The organism is Streptomyces sp. NBC_01571 (assembly GCF_026339875.1).
Taxonomy (GTDB): domain Bacteria; phylum Actinomycetota; class Actinomycetes; order Streptomycetales; family Streptomycetaceae; genus Streptomyces.
The window spans coordinates 474370-488773 of the sequence record NZ_JAPEPZ010000002.1 but is presented as its reverse complement, the minus strand read 5'-3'; the positions used below and the strand labels follow the sequence as shown (position 1 = coordinate 488773).

General features: G+C 71.3%; 11 protein-coding genes and 1 pseudogene. 6 read left to right on the top strand and 6 right to left on the bottom strand.

Features of this window, described 5'->3' with window-relative positions:
- Nucleotides 1-113: 113 nt before the first annotated feature.
- Nucleotides 114-2051, bottom strand: coding sequence for an AfsR/SARP family transcriptional regulator (locus tag OHB41_RS45380; RefSeq protein WP_266707484.1), 1938 nt, complete (start codon nucleotides 2049-2051; stop codon nucleotides 114-116).
- A 111-nt stretch (nucleotides 2052-2162) separates the two neighbouring features.
- On the opposite strand from OHB41_RS45380, the gene OHB41_RS45375 reads away from it, so the two are divergent.
- Nucleotides 2163-3041, top strand: a complete 879-nt coding sequence (locus OHB41_RS45375; RefSeq protein ID WP_266707482.1) for an alpha/beta fold hydrolase — start codon at nucleotides 2163-2165, stop codon at nucleotides 3039-3041.
- A gap of 305 nt (nucleotides 3042-3346) precedes the next feature.
- Nucleotides 3347-4339: a DUF6215 domain-containing protein gene (locus tag OHB41_RS45370; RefSeq protein WP_266707480.1), complete on the top strand. Its 993-nt coding sequence runs from the start codon at nucleotides 3347-3349 to the stop codon at nucleotides 4337-4339.
- A 491-nt stretch (nucleotides 4340-4830) separates the two neighbouring features.
- Here the strand turns inward: OHB41_RS45370 and OHB41_RS45365 are convergent, their stop codons facing one another.
- Complete coding sequence (locus OHB41_RS45365) at nucleotides 4831-5706, bottom strand: PhzF family phenazine biosynthesis isomerase (protein ID WP_266707478.1); 876 nt, start codon at nucleotides 5704-5706, stop codon at nucleotides 4831-4833.
- 312 nt (nucleotides 5707-6018) lie between these two features.
- Nucleotides 6019-6714 (bottom strand): TetR/AcrR family transcriptional regulator, encoded by a 696-nt coding sequence (locus OHB41_RS45360; RefSeq protein ID WP_266707476.1) that lies wholly within the window; start codon nucleotides 6712-6714, stop codon nucleotides 6019-6021.
- Nucleotides 6715-6976: 262 nt separating this feature from the next.
- On the opposite strand from OHB41_RS45360, the gene OHB41_RS45355 reads away from it, so the two are divergent.
- Entirely contained in the window at nucleotides 6977-7462 is a 486-nt protein-coding gene (locus OHB41_RS45355; RefSeq protein ID WP_266707474.1) for a hypothetical protein, read from the top strand.
- A 461-nt stretch (nucleotides 7463-7923) separates the two neighbouring features.
- On the opposite strand, the gene OHB41_RS45350 is transcribed toward OHB41_RS45355, so the two are convergent.
- Complete coding sequence (locus tag OHB41_RS45350) at nucleotides 7924-8496, bottom strand: TetR/AcrR family transcriptional regulator (protein ID WP_266707472.1); 573 nt, start codon at nucleotides 8494-8496, stop codon at nucleotides 7924-7926.
- Nucleotides 8497-8588: 92 nt separating this feature from the next.
- On the opposite strand from OHB41_RS45350, the gene OHB41_RS45345 reads away from it, so the two are divergent.
- Nucleotides 8589-9638 (top strand): zinc-binding dehydrogenase, encoded by a 1050-nt coding sequence (locus OHB41_RS45345; RefSeq protein WP_266707470.1) that lies wholly within the window; start codon nucleotides 8589-8591, stop codon nucleotides 9636-9638.
- Nucleotides 9639-9856: 218 nt separating this feature from the next.
- Nucleotides 9857-10855 (top strand): NADPH:quinone reductase, encoded by a 999-nt coding sequence (locus tag OHB41_RS45340; RefSeq protein ID WP_266707468.1) that lies wholly within the window; start codon nucleotides 9857-9859, stop codon nucleotides 10853-10855.
- An 841-nt stretch (nucleotides 10856-11696) separates the two neighbouring features.
- On the opposite strand, the gene OHB41_RS45335 is transcribed toward OHB41_RS45340, so the two are convergent.
- On the bottom strand, nucleotides 11697-12098 hold the full coding sequence (locus OHB41_RS45335) for a DUF8189 domain-containing protein (protein ID WP_266707466.1): 402 nt from the start codon (nucleotides 12096-12098) through the stop codon (nucleotides 11697-11699).
- A 114-nt stretch (nucleotides 12099-12212) separates the two neighbouring features.
- On the opposite strand from OHB41_RS45335, the pseudogene OHB41_RS45330 reads away from it, so the two are divergent.
- Nucleotides 12213-12314: pseudogene (locus tag OHB41_RS45330) on the top strand (hypothetical protein); the annotation flags it as partial.
- A 151-nt stretch (nucleotides 12315-12465) separates the two neighbouring features.
- Here the strand turns inward: OHB41_RS45330 and OHB41_RS45325 are convergent.
- Nucleotides 12466-14196, bottom strand: coding sequence for a RecQ family ATP-dependent DNA helicase (locus OHB41_RS45325; RefSeq protein ID WP_266707464.1), 1731 nt, complete (start codon nucleotides 14194-14196; stop codon nucleotides 12466-12468).
- Nucleotides 14197-14404 lie beyond the last annotated feature (208 nt).

Genomic DNA, 14404 nt, shown 5'->3' with positions numbered 1-14404 from the left:
CCTGATCGGCGAAGCACGAGCGCGGAGCGCGGCCACCCCCATGACACCGGCGTGGGCATCTTCCGCCACATCGTCGGGCACGGGCGGGCGCGAGCATTGCGCAGAGGCGTCGCCTACCCCGCTCCGGCGCATGCCTCAGCCTCCGCCAAGTACGGCGCCACCGGGCCCAGCGTCAGCATTCCGCCGGCGGCGCCGGCGTGTTCCGCACGGGCATCACGCAGGGAAGCCACGGCGCGTGCGGCGATGGCGCGCTCGCCGAGGCGTGCGGCGGCGCGGGCGGTCAGGCACCACATGGCCTCCTGCATGTGGTCACGCGCTGGTTCGGGCGCCGAGGCGAGGGCGGTACGGGCCTCCTCGCACCGGTCCTGGGCGAGCAGCACGAGGGGTCGCGCCCAAGGCCGGTACGGGCCCCAGTCGAGGTGCGGGTCAGTGGGCGCGGGCCGGCCGTGCAGCAGGCGCAACCCCAGCAGGGCGAGCGGGAGAAGGCCGCGGTGCAGCCCCGGCATTCCGGCCGTCCGGAGGGCGTTCTCGGCAACGCGGTAGTGCGCTGCGGCCGTGGCCGCGGTCGGTCCGCCGGGTTCTGTGCTGCGTGCGGCCGCGCTCCGGGCCCGGAACCATCCGGTGAGGACGGAGACGAGGGGCGACTCGATGGTGTCGGCGAGTTGTTCGGCCGCTTGTGCGTGGAAGGTTGCGGCGTCGAGGTCACCGAGGGCCGAGGCGGATTGAAGGCGGACGAGTCGGCCGAGTACGGCGAAGTTCGGGAGTTCGTGCCGGGTGGCGAGGTCGAGGATCTCGACGCCGATCCGGTCCCGTACCGCCGCCAGTCCGGGACGGGCGAAGGAGTGCAGGAACACCCCGTTGAGGGCGAAGGCCAGCAGAGCGGGATCGGCCAGGTCCCGCGCCAGCGCCTCGGCATGCCGTGCCGCCTGCTGCGCACGCCTCTGCTCGGTACCGGACAGATCGGCGCTTCGGCTCTCGACGGCGATCGTGGCCAGGAGACGGGCGGACAGGTCGGCGGGGCCGTCGGCGCCGAGCGCGGCGAGCGTGCGCTCGGCAGCCGCGACGACGGCGCGGGACTGCTCGGGGTCGTCGGCCCTGCTCCAGACGGCGGGCACGTCGTAGGCGCCGATGATCCGGGCGGTCAGGGAGAGGTCTCCCGTGCGTTCCGCCGCCTGGACGGCGGCGAGGCGGTCGCGCCGCGAGTGGACGAGAGCGTCGCCACCCGCCAGTGCGAGAGTGCGGGCCACATCCACGGTGGTGCGCGGGCCGAGACGGACACCCATGCCGGTCCACGCGGTACGTGCGCCTTCGAGGGGCGCGGACCCGTTGAGGATGTCGGTCTCCAGGCGTTGGAGCTCGGCACCGGGGTCGAGTCCGAGTTGATCAACGAGCATGGCGCGGGCGCGGCGGAGGGCAGCCAGCGCGTCGGCCCGGCGTCCCGCGCGGTACAGCGCGCGGGCGAGCAGTCCCCAGGCCGGCTCGCGCCACGGATGCTCGGCGCAGTGGGCACCCAACTCGGCCACGAGATCACCCCCTTCCCCGTGGTCGAGGAGGATGCGGGCGCGCAGCTCCACCCCCTCCAGCCGCAATTCCTCCAGCCGGGTCCGCTCGCGTTGCGCCCATGCGGAGCCGGGCACATCGGCGTAGGCGGGTCCGCGCCAGGCCGCGAGTGCCGCGCCGAGGTCGGACACGGCGTCGGGGCTGCGCCGGGCGCGGGCCAGAATGTCCTGGAACCGATGGACGTCCACGTCCTCACGCGGCAGGCGCAGCGCATAGCCGGGACCTTCGGTGACGAGAACGCGCGGCGGATCGCGGGGTGGCCGGCCGGGTTCGACGGCGCGGCGCAGCGCGGCGACGAAGGTTCGCAGGGCGCCCACGGCGCGGGTCGGCGGATCGGTCCACAGGTCGTCGACGAGGGTCTCGGTGGTGACCATCCGTCCCTCGGCGGCGACGAGCCGGGCGAGTACCTCACGATGGCGGGGTCCGCCCAGGTCGATCGGGCTGCCGTCGTCGCCGAGGGCTCGCACGGCACCGAGCACGTCGATTCGCATACCCCTATCCTCCGTGCCGGAGGTCGGCTGCGCCCAACCGTACTGATCGGCTGCTGATCGTTGTCGCCCAGGCTGATCCGGTCAGTCCCCGACCCGCAAGGACGGCCTTTCATGACGCTCACCATTCCCGGCTTCGACCACATCCGCCTGCCCGGTGCGGACGGTGTGGAGCTGGCTGCCGCTGTCGGCGGCAGCGGCAGCCCGGTCGTGCTGGTGCACGGTTTCCCCCAGACCCACCTGATGTGGCGACACGTCGCCGAGCGACTCTCCGCTGAGCACACGGTGATCTGTCCCGACCTGCGGGGCTACGGCGCCAGTGACAAACCGGCGGCCACCGACCCCGGTGTGTATGCCAAGCGCACCATGGCCGCCGACATCGTGACCCTGGCGGCGGCGCTCGGCCACGAACGCTTTGCCCTCGTCGGCCACGACCGAGGCGCCCTGGTCGCCTTCCGGGCGGGGCTGGACCACCCGGAGACCATCACACACCTGGGCATGCTCGACATCGTGCCGACGCTCGACATGTGGAACGTCCTGCACGGCGCCTCGGCGGCGGTCGGCTACCACCTCTTCCTGATGGCGCAGCCGCCAGGCCTGCCGGAGGCGATGATCGCCAACAGCGCGGACATGTTCTTCGGTTCGTTCCTCGACGCCTGGGCCAACGACCCGACCGCCATACCCGAGGACGTGCGCGCCGAATACCTGCGGGCCGGCGCCGGGGCCGTGACGTCGATCGTCGCGGACTACCGGGCCTCGGCGGGCATCGACGTCGTGCACGACCAGGCGGACCTGGACGCGGGGTCGCAACTGGCCATGCCCGTGGCGGTCGTCCAGCAGGACTGGGGCTCGCAGCTGGGCTACGACGCCGCCGCGGTGTGGAAGGCGTGGGCGCCGGACCTGGACCACCGACTGACCCGAGCGGGGCACTTCATGGCCGAGGAGGCCCCCGACGAGATCGCGGCGGCGATCCAGGACCTGCTGGCCCGCTGAACCGCCGTTCGCGACCCGCCGGGCCGGGCCACGGCCCGTCGGCGGCGCGCTCTTGATCGCCGCCCGGCCCCGCATCGGGGGACAACGAACTGCCTCATGCCCAACGGAGCCGGATCGACCAGCGACTTCGCCTCCGCCTCCGACCGGCGAGGGTTCGGGGAAACGACGGGTCCGGATCAGCCGCGGCCGGGCCCGTCCTGGAAGTGGGCGACGTCCAGTTCGCCGACGAGCGTCGGCCCCTGCCCGTGCCCGGAACTGTGGCTTCCACCACGGCGCCCGTGATCTTGGCGTGGTGAGATCGTCGGATGCTCGGTTTCCTCCTCCGTCTCCTGCCGTTCTGGGTCCGCGAGCCCCTGCTCATCGTGGTCGGGTCCGTTCTCGGCGTACGCATCATGTATCTCGCCGTCCGCGATCACGACCGGATCGCGGCCGGTCTCGGCGTGGTGTTCATCGTGTTCACCGCCGTACGTGTCCACACGGTGGTCCGGGCCCTGCGCGCACGCCGGAGCCCGAGTCCTGTGGCCTCCGAAGACGGAGCGGCGGTCGATGCTGCCGCCCAGGCCGGAGCCGAGCCGCGTCCTCGCCCGGACGCCCCGGAGAAGGATCACAACGCATGGGCCCAGGCCGTCGCGGCCGTGGCCGTGTTCGGGGCACTCGCGGCCGTGCTGTGGTTGGCCCCACGCGTGATGCCGTCCGACGACAACTCCTCGCAGCCCGCCTCGTGTTCGGTCGGAGAGCGCGAGAAGCTGCCGAAGGTCTACAAGGAGAAGCCCCAGCCGGTGACCGGCGAAGAGCTGTGCAAGGCGCTCAACCGGCCCGACCTCGCCAAGCTCCTCGGAACGCCTGGCGAGACCGCGACCACCGCTTCCGGCACCAGCAACACCGCTCTCCTGACTGATGGGAAGGTCGCCCAGCCGGAGGCCGAGGTCGCGTTCGACACGTACACAGTGAACGCCTCGGCCACTTACAACGAGATGTCGACCGACCAGTATGTGAAGCTGATGAAGTTCGGGGACGAGACGGACGTCAAGACCCTGACGGTTCTCGGCCGGCCCGCGGTGTTCTCCTCGGATCACACCATGAGGTTCCAGATCAGTCTCGGGAGCGGTGGATCCGGCGGACCGGCCGAACAAGGCCCCCTGGCCAGGACGCTGTCCGTGGCCTTTGACCGTGATGACCGGGGCGGCTACTACGACATCACGGTGTGGAGCGCGTCCGGAGCCCTCCCGGACGACAGCGTTCTCCTCGGCATCGCCGAGAGGGTTCTTCCGACGATTCGCGGACGAGCTGCTCGATGAGGCGCCGAGATCATTTCGGCCGCGCGAAGGGGTCCGGTCCCGCCGCCGACAGTGATGGCGTCCGTCGACGGCCTTCCACGGACCGGAACGGCTCGGGCAGGTCACGCCGCTGAACACCGGCCCGCACCCGGTGCAGGATCCACCCGGTCCCCGCAACCTGACCGGCAAGGGCGCCCTGCCGCAACGCCTGTTGCGCAGAGTCCTGCAGGGGATGTTGCCGAGGCTCCCAACCGGGCGGACAGGAACGGCTGATCACGCCGTATGCGTGGGCCCGACGTGCGGTCTGACATCCCCTCTGCGCTCCCGCACCCACCTTTAGGAGAGAGCAAGGGAGGGCGGGCGTGGGAGCGCTGCGGGGGATCGGGCACGGGTGATGTCTGGTTGCGCCGGGCAAGGTTGACGGCGGGCTGTCGGCCGCGCGCGATCGCGGAGTTGCGACGCTCTGCGGCCACCGGGAAGACCGGTGCCTGTACTGCCATCATGGCCGCGCTTCAGCTGATGCGAGCTCCCGTGCCGCTGACACGGACGCGTGGGTCACCAGCGCGCAGGGTCACGGTGAGCTCGCCGGGGCGGCCCAGGTCCACACCCTGGTGCAGGGTGAGGACGGCGTCTTCGGGGACCAGGTCGAGATCGCGGACGTAGGCACCGAACGCGGCGGCCGCGGCGCCGGTCGCCGGGTCCTCGACGACACCGCCGACGGGGAACGGGTCACGGACGTGGAAGACGGTGGCCGACTCCCGCCACACGAGCTGGACCGTGGTGAGGTCCAGGCGGTGCATCAGGGCTTCGAGGCGGGCGAAGTCGTAGGCGAGATCCGCGAGACGGGCGCGCGTCGCCGCCGCGAGGACGAGATGGCGGGCGCCGGCGAAGGCGATACGAGGCGGGAAGGCCGGGTCGAGATCGGTGGCCGGCCAGTCGAGCGCGGCGAGCGCCTCCGCGAGGTCGGCGTCGGCGATGTCCTCGATGTGCGGCTCGACACTGGTGAGCGTGGCCCGGAGTGTCCCGTCCTCCTCGGCCACCTCCACCGGCACGGTGCCGGCGCGCGTCGCGAACACCAGCTCTCCGGGGCCGATCCGCTCGGCGAGCGCGATGGCCGTCGCGATGGTGGCGTGCCCGCAGAACGGCACCTCGGCCTTGGGGCTGAAGTAACGGATGCTGTACGCCCGTCCCTCCTGGCCGCCGAGGGCCTCCGGCGGCGCGGTCAGGAACGCGGACTCCGAGTATCCGAGGCCGGCGGCGATGGCCAGCATGTCGCCGTCGTCCAGGGCAGCGGCGTCCAGAACGACACCGGCGGGGTTTCCGCCGTCGGGGGAGTTGGAGAAGGCGGTGTAGCGCAGCACCTCGGGCCTCGGCGTATTCGTCGTCATGCTCGTGGCAACGCGGGGCGGGGCCGCGGCTGTTCCCGGACGCGGGTGGAGGCGGAGGCCGGTGTCCGCGGCGATGCCTTGGGTTTGGCCAGGACGCGGCTGTGGTTGGTGGTGGCCGGGTTGCTGACATCCCCTCTGCGGCACCTGGTCCGCGCCTGATCGGGGGGATGAGCGGTGAGGAGCGGGGGCGGCGTGGTCGGGCGGCGGCCTGGGGGATCGGGAGCGGCCTGTGCCCCGTGGCGCGCGGGCCCCGCCGCCGCACACCGCCGGGTGGGCCCCGGCGAGGTCCTGCCGGCCTCGTCTCTCGCGTGGTCAGGACTGCTCGCGGCAGTCCTCTTCGGTGCACTCGAGAGTGACGAGGGTCTGGTCGGCCTGCCGGCTGGTCAGGGGAGGTTCGGGCAGTTCGTGGGCGCCCTGCGTGCGGAAGGCGTCGAGCATCAGGTGGAGGTGGCGGCGCCAGGCCCGGGGCGCGACGGTGCGGGTGGCCTGGATGATCCCGGCCTGGGACCAGATCACGAAGGCGATGTCCTGAGCGGTGACGTCGCCGCGCAGGGCGCCCTGTTCTTGGGCGCCGCGCATGATCTGGGTGCAGAGTTCCTTGGCGCGTTCGTGCATCTCGCGGCCGGCCGCGTGAAGGGGCAGCCGTGCCGAGACCAGGTCGTTGAAGGCGCGGTCGCAGGCCTGCAGCTGGCAGAGTTTCTCCAGGTAGCGGCAGAACCCCTCCCAGGCGTCGTCCATGGCCGCGGCCTCTTCCGCGGTGGCGAGCAGTTCCGTGTACTTCGCGTTGAAAAGCGCCTCGACCAGGGCGAGGCGGGTGGGGAAGTGGCGGTAGAGCGTGCCGATCGCGACGCCGGCCTCGCGGGCGACGCCCTCCAGGGACGCCCCGAGGCCCTGCTCGGAGAAGGCCGTGCGGGCGGCGGCCACGATCGCGTCCCTGTTGCGCTGTGCGTCACGGCGCAGGGGTTTCGCCCGTGTCTCGCTCGCGGTGAGGACGTGCTGGTGGCTCATGGCTGGAGCGTAACATGAGGTACCCCTCGAATTCGATGGTTGTCATGTTTCCGATCGCAATCTCACCCCTCTGGCGTGCTGTGATGGGCCTCACTGCAAACATGAGGCACCCCTCGGGTATGGTGGCGGAGTCGAACGTGAGGCACCCCTCCGGATGACCTTGAAGCCAGCCGACCGACCCGGGACTTCCGGATCTCGGATCACATGGAAGCGGCGCCCGCCAGATCGGCGAAGCCGCGGCAGTTCTGTAAGGGAAATGACCATGAGCAGCATGACGAAGCGCCTCTCGATCGCCCTCGCCTCCACCGCGCTGGCCGGCGGAGCCCTTCTCGGAGCCGGCGGCGCGGCGTCGGCCGCCACGGCCTCGGCACCCGTGCAGCACACGCAGTACGTGTCCGCCACCTCCGCGACCAGCGCCGAGCAGGTGGGGCGCCACACGGACGGCGACAGCCGTGGGCTGGACACGGTGCGTTACGTACGGGCTGCGGACCACGAGGGCGAGGCGGCTTCGTGGCACGGCGTCAGTGCCGCCCGTTGGTACGAGGACCAGGTCGAGGAGGCGGCTTCGTGGCACGGTGTCAGTGCCGCCCGTTGGTACGAGGACCAGGTCGAGGAGGCGGCTTCGTGGCACGGTGTCAGCGCGGCCCGTTGGTACGAGGACCAGGTCGACGAGGCGACGTCGTCGCACCGGGTCACTCCCGCCCGCTGGTACCAGGACCAGGTCGAGTGGTCCCTGAACCACAGCTGACGCGGCCCGGGCCGCCCCACTCAGGAACGTCGACGCCTGCCACCACGGCAACACGACCGCACCCCCGGCCCACCTGAATCCCTGATCGCGTGCCCCGCGGCGGTCCGCACCCGCATCGAGACGAACGCCGCACGCAAGGCGAAGGCAGTCTGGCCCTCGGTGCCCGCCACACCGGCCACGGCCCGGCCCGCACCGACACACGAACCTCGTCGACCGCCTCCCTTGACGATCGTTTCCCCCACGCTGTGACACCCCGCCGGACCGGGCGGGTCCTCTCCACGCCGGGACGGTCACCGGATGCGAACGCCGAGGACACCGCCCGAGGGGCGAGAGCGTGGTCCCGCCTCGCGATGTCGCCTCGCCTCCGTACACCCCGTATCAGGACGATCCTCCCGGCTCGTGGTCGCAGGCACCGGGCGCCGCCCAGGCAGGCTGAACGGCAGCCCCTCGTCGAAAACGCTCTACGTCGAAACCGCTCTACTGGCGGTGGATGTGGCGGCTTGAACCAGGACTCGTGCCAGGTCGGTGCACTCCGGAAGGGTGTCGAGTGAGAGGGGCTGCGTGGCGACAGCACCCTCGTGCAGCACGAAGAGTCGGGTGGCGAGGGCGGCCGGGTGCGAGCAGCCCGCCGCGACGGCGAGTTCCTCGAACAGGTTCAGCAGCCAGAGCTTCTGGTTCGCGGCGATGCGGTGTGCGGGATGCGAGGGATCCGGGAGTTCTGCCAGCGCGTTGATGAAGGCGCATCCGCGGGTGTTGGTCTCGCTCCAGGTCCGCAGGGCCTCGAAGGGGGCCGTGACGGCCTCCGCCGGAGTGTTGCCCGCTTCGACGGCGGCACGGACGAGTGACCGCCAGCGCTGGTCGCGTTCCGTGAGATAGGCCGCCACGAGGTGGTCCTTCGAACCGAACTGGTTGTACAGGGTCCGCTTGGTCACGCCTGAGTGCTCGGCGATCAGATCCACGCCCACCGCCGTGATGCCGCGGCTGTAGAACAGCTCCTCGGCGGCCGCCACGATGCGGCGGCCGGCCGGCGTCATAGGCCGCGCTTCCTGCACGACGGGCCCCTTCACAGATCGGTGTACGGTGGGGGATGTTCACAGATCAGTATACCTGTCAGGAGGTTCAAGCTATGGGTGTGCCCGATGTCATGCGAGCGGTTCGCATCGCCAGGCACGGAGGACCGGAGGTCCTTGAGCTGACGGAGGTCGCCGTCCCCGCCCCTCGGGCAGGGGAGGTGCTGGTCCAGGTCGGTGCGGTAGCGCTGAACAACACCGACCTGTGGACCCGGGAGGGCGCCTACGGACGTCCGGACGACCCGAAGGCGCTGTCGGGCTGGCGAGGCCCGATCGACTTCCCGCGCATCCAGGGCGCCGACGTCGCCGGCCGGGTGGTGGCCGTCGGGACCGGTGTGACGGGGGGCCTCGTAGGACGCCGAGTGGTCGTCGACCCCGCGATCTACGACACCGAAGGACCGGACGCCCACCCGGTGGGCCTGATGGGGAGCGAACGCGACGGCGGATACGCCGAGTACGTGACGGCGCCGGTGGAGCGTGTACACGACGTGACGGAATCTCCGCTCACGGACGAGCAGCTCGCGACGCTGCCGACCGCCTACGGCACGGCGCTGGGCATGATCGAGCGAGGCCGCCTGCGGAAGGGGGAGACCGCCCTGGTCTCGGGAGCGTCCGGTGGCGTAGGCCTCGCGCTGATTCAGATCGCCCGTGCACGCGGCGCAAGAGTGCTCGCCATCAGTAGTGGACCCAAGATCGACGCGGTGCGCGAAGCAGGCGCGCACGAAGTCGTCGACCGCGCAGGAGACATCGCCGAGCGGATCCGCGCCGCCGCCCCGGAGGGCATCGACGTCGCACTCGACGTCGTGGCGGGCGAACTGGTCGGCGAGGGGCTGCCGCTGCTGCGCGAAGGGGGCCGGTGGGTCATCGCCGGTGCGCTCGGTGGCTACGACGTGGCCTTTGACGTGCGGCGCCTCTACCTGCACAACGCCCAGGTCATCGGGTCCGCGATGCACACGCCCACGCACTTCGGCCTCCTCATGAACCTCGCTCGTCGCGCAGAGGTCCAGCCCGTCATCGCCGCGACCTTCCCACTGAACCAGGCCGCTCAGGCCCAGGAGGAACTCTCGCGCAGGGAGCATGTGGGAAAGATCGTCATGCGCCCCTGAGTTCCATCCGGCCGATCAGGGGCGCAGCCATGGGCGGCCTGGGGTGCAGTGCCGGGACGGGGGCGATGGAGGGGAGCGTCGGCGCGGGCGCCCTTGGTGGCTGGGTGTGCACGGCATCCGGCTGGTGGTCGATTGCGACGGCCGGACGGCCGGACGGCCGGACGGACGGAACGTGTCGGGCCGGGAAGAACCAGGCTCGGCCGTGCCTTGTGCAGATCATGAAAGCAATCGTGTACACGGAAGGTGGCGGCCCTGAGGTGCTGCGCCTGACCGAACGTCCGCTGCCGGAGCCGGGGCCGGGCGAGGTGCGGGTACGGGTCGAGGTGTCCGGGGTGAACCCGACGGACTGGAAGTCGCGCACGGCCGGGCCGCAGGAGAAGGGCGAGCAGGTGCCCAACCAGGACGGCGCCGGACTGATCGACGCGGTCGGGGAGGGGGTCGACCCGGCCAGGACCGGTCAGCGCGTCTGGATCTGGGAGGCCGCCTGGCAGCGCCCGGACGGCACGGCGCAGGAGTACGTGGTGCTCCCCGAGGAACAGGCCGTACCGCTGCCCGACAACGCGTCCCTCGACCTCGGCGCGAGCATCCCCATTCCCGCGATGACGGCCCACCGCGCCCTCACCGTGCGGGAAGGCGACCCGACCCGGCTCGGACCCGGCGCACTGCGCGGCCGTACGGTGCTGGTCGCCGGCGGGGCGGGCGCGGTCGGCAACATGGCGATCCAGCTTGCGCGCTGGGCAGGGGCGACCGTGGTGGCCACCGTCAGCAGCCCGTTCAAGGCGCGTCTGGCCAAGGCCGCCGGCGCGCACCATGTCGTCGACTACAAGGCCGAGGACGCGGAGGCGGCGATCCGCCGGGTGGCCCCGGACGGTGTCGACATCGTCGTGGAGGTCGCCATGGCAGCGAACGCGCGGCTCGACGTCTCGGTGACCGCCCAGAACGCCGCCGTCGCGTACTACGACGACGGCGCCGACGTGACACTGCCCCGCCGGACCTTCTTCGGCAACCTGCGCTTCCAAGGCGTTCTCGTCTACACCATGCCGGCCGAGGCCAAGCGGGATGCCGTCGCCGCCATCACCGCCGCCCTCGCCGACGGGGCGCTGCGCGTGGGCGAGGAGGCGGGCCTGCCGCTGCACCGCTTCCCGCTGGAAGCCACGGCGGACGCGCACACCGCGGTCGAGAAGGGAGCGGTGGGCAAGGTCCTCATCGACGTGTGAGCCCGACGTCGCCGTCGCGTTTGCTCATCCTGTGAACCGTCGGCCGTTGGCTGAGGTGGGTGGCCCCAGTGATGCCCGGCTGACGGTGCAAGAGACCATGCCGCACATTCGGCCGGTCGGCGGTTGGTCGCCCTCCCGCCGGCTCCGGGTCCGGTCGGCTGCCCCACTCCCGGTTCTTGTCACGGAACCCGGATCCTGGCAGGTGTTTGACCTGTCCATGCTCGGACATCCGGCGCTGCGCTGAAACGCGGTCGGTGTCGCGTCGCTTGCGCAGGCGCATCGGCAGGGGGTTCCGATGTGGTTCGGACGCACCGTCAAGGCGACTGCCGGAGTCCGCGCGCTGGGGGCTCTGCTGCTGGTGGCCGGCCGCGGCGACGACGGGGACGAGAACTCCGAACGGCCGCGCTCCGGCCGTCCCCACGACCCTTCCGCCGACGCGAGCCCGTCCTCGACCACGCCCAGGACGAGTTACCCGTCGGCTCACACGTTCGACCTGGTCAGTGCGGTCCCCCTGCCCGACGAGGCGGAGGGCGGCAGGCAGGTCACCCTGCACGTGACCACGGCCTACGTCTGGTCCCCGGAGAGTCTCCAGGCCGTCGACACCAGCACCGGCGCCGTCCTCGCTCGTGTCTGGGCATCGCCCAGGACAGCGGCAGCGACGCGGCCCTTGCCCACCGCACCACGGGTTGGCCCAACCAGCAGCGCACAGGACCGAAGACCGAAGATGTCTCCGTCACTGATCACGCCGCTGTCTCTCCACCCGCACGCCTGTGGGCGGGCCTGGTGCGAGCGGACCGTGCCGGCCGGCTCCCGGGGGCGGCACGGTCCGCGTTGTGGTCGCTCAGGTCCAGGTCTGGCGTTGCAGCCAGAGGTTGCGCGCCGTGCCCGAACCCTGGGTGAACACGTAGAGGAGCGCTTCCTGGTTGGCGATGGCGGGGCTCACGTTGACGTCGCCGATGACGCCGTCCAGGGACTGGAAGTCCTGGTACGTGGTGTCGTTCTCGGCGGCTTGGACGGCGACCCACAGGGCCTTGTCGGTGCCCTTGGCGAACACGTCGACCCGTCCGTCTAAGCCGAGGGCGGCGGTGGGCCGGTCGATGATCTGGCCGCCCAGATTGGCGGAGGTCTGGAAGGTCTCGTAGTCGTCGTTCTGGCCGACGCGCCAGGCCGAGCCGTTCGAGCCGCGGCAGAGGATCTGCACGCGGGCCGCGGCGTCCAGAACCACGGAGGAGCGGGTGGTCACGCCGGTGGTCCGCGACGTATCGACGGCGGGGCGGCAGGCTGCTCCAGGTGCACAAGCGGGCGATCAACCCCCGAAATCCGCTGACCGGGTCCGTCACACAGCTCGCCGAACGTTCCTTTCGGCGGCCGGAAGATGTCGGGATACGGGCGGGAAGGGGGACCGGAAGGTCTCGCCGGCTTCCTCGCGGGCAAGTCGGTCTTCATGCCTGCTTCCTGATCCGAGGCGCAGGCCGACGCACCCGATCCGTCGACAGGACGCCGAACACTACTCACTACTGGCCCGGAGGCGCCGACGACGTCAACGGACGGGCCGTCGCCGGCAGATGATCGCGGCGGCGGCCCTCCGGCAGACGCTCGGCGAGGTGGCGTCAGCTTCTCGTCGCGGCGGACGACACCGGCGTCAGCAGGCCCCGCGCCTTGACGGCGGGGAGGGACAGGGTGCGATAGCCCACGCTCTCGAACAGAACCGTGATCTTGTCCCCGTCTTCGCTCATCACCTCGCCCTCGCCCCAGGTGGTGTGGCCCACCCGCGTTCCGGGCGGGAAGGCGCCGTCGATCGCCACGGGTTCCAGCGGAGCGGGGCCCGTACCGGAAAGGATGTCTCCTGTCCGGACGGGTGCCCTCTTCAACTCCTGTGTACGGGCGCACATGTCGCATCCCGCGCAGTCGCCTTCTGCCAGACTCTCACCGAAGTACCCGAGCATGTGGCGCCGGCGACAGCCGTTCGTCTCCGCGTACGCCCGCATCATCTCCACCCGGGAACGCTCCAGGTCGACACGGGCGGAAGCGATCCGGATCGCCTCGCGGACGCAGGCGTCGCGCTGCGCCCCGGGCACGGCGCGAACGCCGCCGCGCTTCTGTGTTGTCACGGCTCCGGCCTCCTCCAGCAGGTGCAGCATCGACGTCAGCGGCGTCTGGGACAGCCCGGTGCTTTTGCGCAGGCTGGTCGCCGTGACCGGGCCACGGTGCTCGCGCACCGTGTCGATCAGCCCGCCCAGCGTCTCCGGGTCGGGGTGAGCGCCCGTCCGGAACCGCTGGACGCCGAGGTCCTCGGGCCGGTACGCGAGGATCGCCGTCGACGGTTTTCCGTCGCGGCCGGCCCGGCCGATCTCCTGGTAGTAGGTGTCGAGGGAACCCGGCACGGATGCGTGCAGCACGAAGCGGATGTTCGGCTTGTCGATGCCCATCCCGAACGCGGAGGTGGCGACGACCACGTCGAGTTCGCCGTCCTGGAAGCGGTCGTGCGTCCGGGAGCGCTCAGCAGCCGACAGCCCCGCGTGGTAGGCGGCGCTGTCGAATCCGAGCGCCGACAGTTCCTGCGCGTACTCCTCGGTCTCCCGTCGCGTTCCCGCGTAGACGATGCCCGGTTTGGCCTCGGCCGCGGCCCGTTCCACCACCCACCGGCGCTTCCCCGCGTTCTCCGGGTGCCGTACGACCTCCAGCGTGATGTTGCGGCGGTCGAACCCGGCGACCACCTCGTACACCTCGCGCATGCCGAGCCGCTCCACGATGTCCGCCCGTACGGGTGCCGCCGCGCTGGCGGTGAGGGCGAGGAGCGGAGGCCGGCCGATGCGTTCGCGCACGTGGCACAGGGACAGGTAGTCGGGCCGGAAGTCGTATCCCCACGAGGAGACGCAGTGCGCCTCGTCGACCACCATCAGCGCGGGAGCCGCCGCGGCGATCTGCTCCACCACCTCGTCCTTCGCGAGCTGCTCCGGCGAGACGAACAGAAAGTCCAAACTGCCTTCTCGTACGCGTTCCCACACGGCTTCGTTGTCCCGAGCGCGCTGCGCGGAGTTGACCGCCGAGGCGCCGGACCCCTTGATGCGCGCGAGATGGGCGACCTGGTCCCGCTGGAGCGCTATCAGGGGCGAGACCACGAGGGTCGGCCCCTCCAGCAGCACACCCGGCACCTGGTACACGGCGGACTTCCCCGCACCCGTCGGCATCACCACGATGGTGTCGCGCCCCTGCATCACGGCCGTCATGGCGGCGAGTTGGGGCGGCCGCAGGCTCTTCCAGCCGAACACCTCTCGGGCACAGCGCTGGAGGCGTCTCCTGAGTGACCTGGTCTTGAAGTATCCGACCTTGACGCGCATGGCACTCCTGACGCCGTTCTCCAGTGGGGTTCGGCGCTCGAGTACCCCCGACAGGACGAAAAACGGGCCACTCGCGAGGAGTTGCCGTTCCGTGTCCTCGGAGCGCGATGGCACGGTGTTCTCCGGTGGCGTCGGCACGCCGGCTCGCCACGACGGATCGGTACCCGACTTGCCGCCCCACCCGGCCGCGACGGCTGACCGCATCCGC

Excerpts from the sequence above, each read along its gene's own strand:
- OHB41_RS45380 (WP_266707484.1), bottom strand. The coding sequence starts at position 2,051 with ATGCGAATCGACGTGCTCGGTGCCGTGCGAGCCCTCGGCGACGACGGC.
- OHB41_RS45375 (WP_266707482.1), top strand. The coding sequence starts at position 2,163 with ATGACGCTCACCATTCCCGGCTTCGACCACATCCGCCTGCCCGGTGCG.
- OHB41_RS45370 (WP_266707480.1), top strand. The coding sequence starts at position 3,347 with ATGCTCGGTTTCCTCCTCCGTCTCCTGCCGTTCTGGGTCCGCGAGCCC.
- OHB41_RS45365 (WP_266707478.1), bottom strand. The coding sequence starts at position 5,706 with ATGACGACGAATACGCCGAGGCCCGAGGTGCTGCGCTACACCGCCTTC.
- OHB41_RS45360 (WP_266707476.1), bottom strand. The coding sequence starts at position 6,714 with ATGAGCCACCAGCACGTCCTCACCGCGAGCGAGACACGGGCGAAACCC.
- OHB41_RS45355 (WP_266707474.1), top strand. The coding sequence starts at position 6,977 with ATGAGCAGCATGACGAAGCGCCTCTCGATCGCCCTCGCCTCCACCGCG.
- OHB41_RS45350 (WP_266707472.1), bottom strand. The coding sequence starts at position 8,496 with ATGACGCCGGCCGGCCGCCGCATCGTGGCGGCCGCCGAGGAGCTGTTC.
- OHB41_RS45345 (WP_266707470.1), top strand. The coding sequence starts at position 8,589 with ATGGGTGTGCCCGATGTCATGCGAGCGGTTCGCATCGCCAGGCACGGA.
- OHB41_RS45340 (WP_266707468.1), top strand. The coding sequence starts at position 9,857 with ATGAAAGCAATCGTGTACACGGAAGGTGGCGGCCCTGAGGTGCTGCGC.
- OHB41_RS45325 (WP_266707464.1), bottom strand. The coding sequence starts at position 14,196 with ATGCGCGTCAAGGTCGGATACTTCAAGACCAGGTCACTCAGGAGACGC.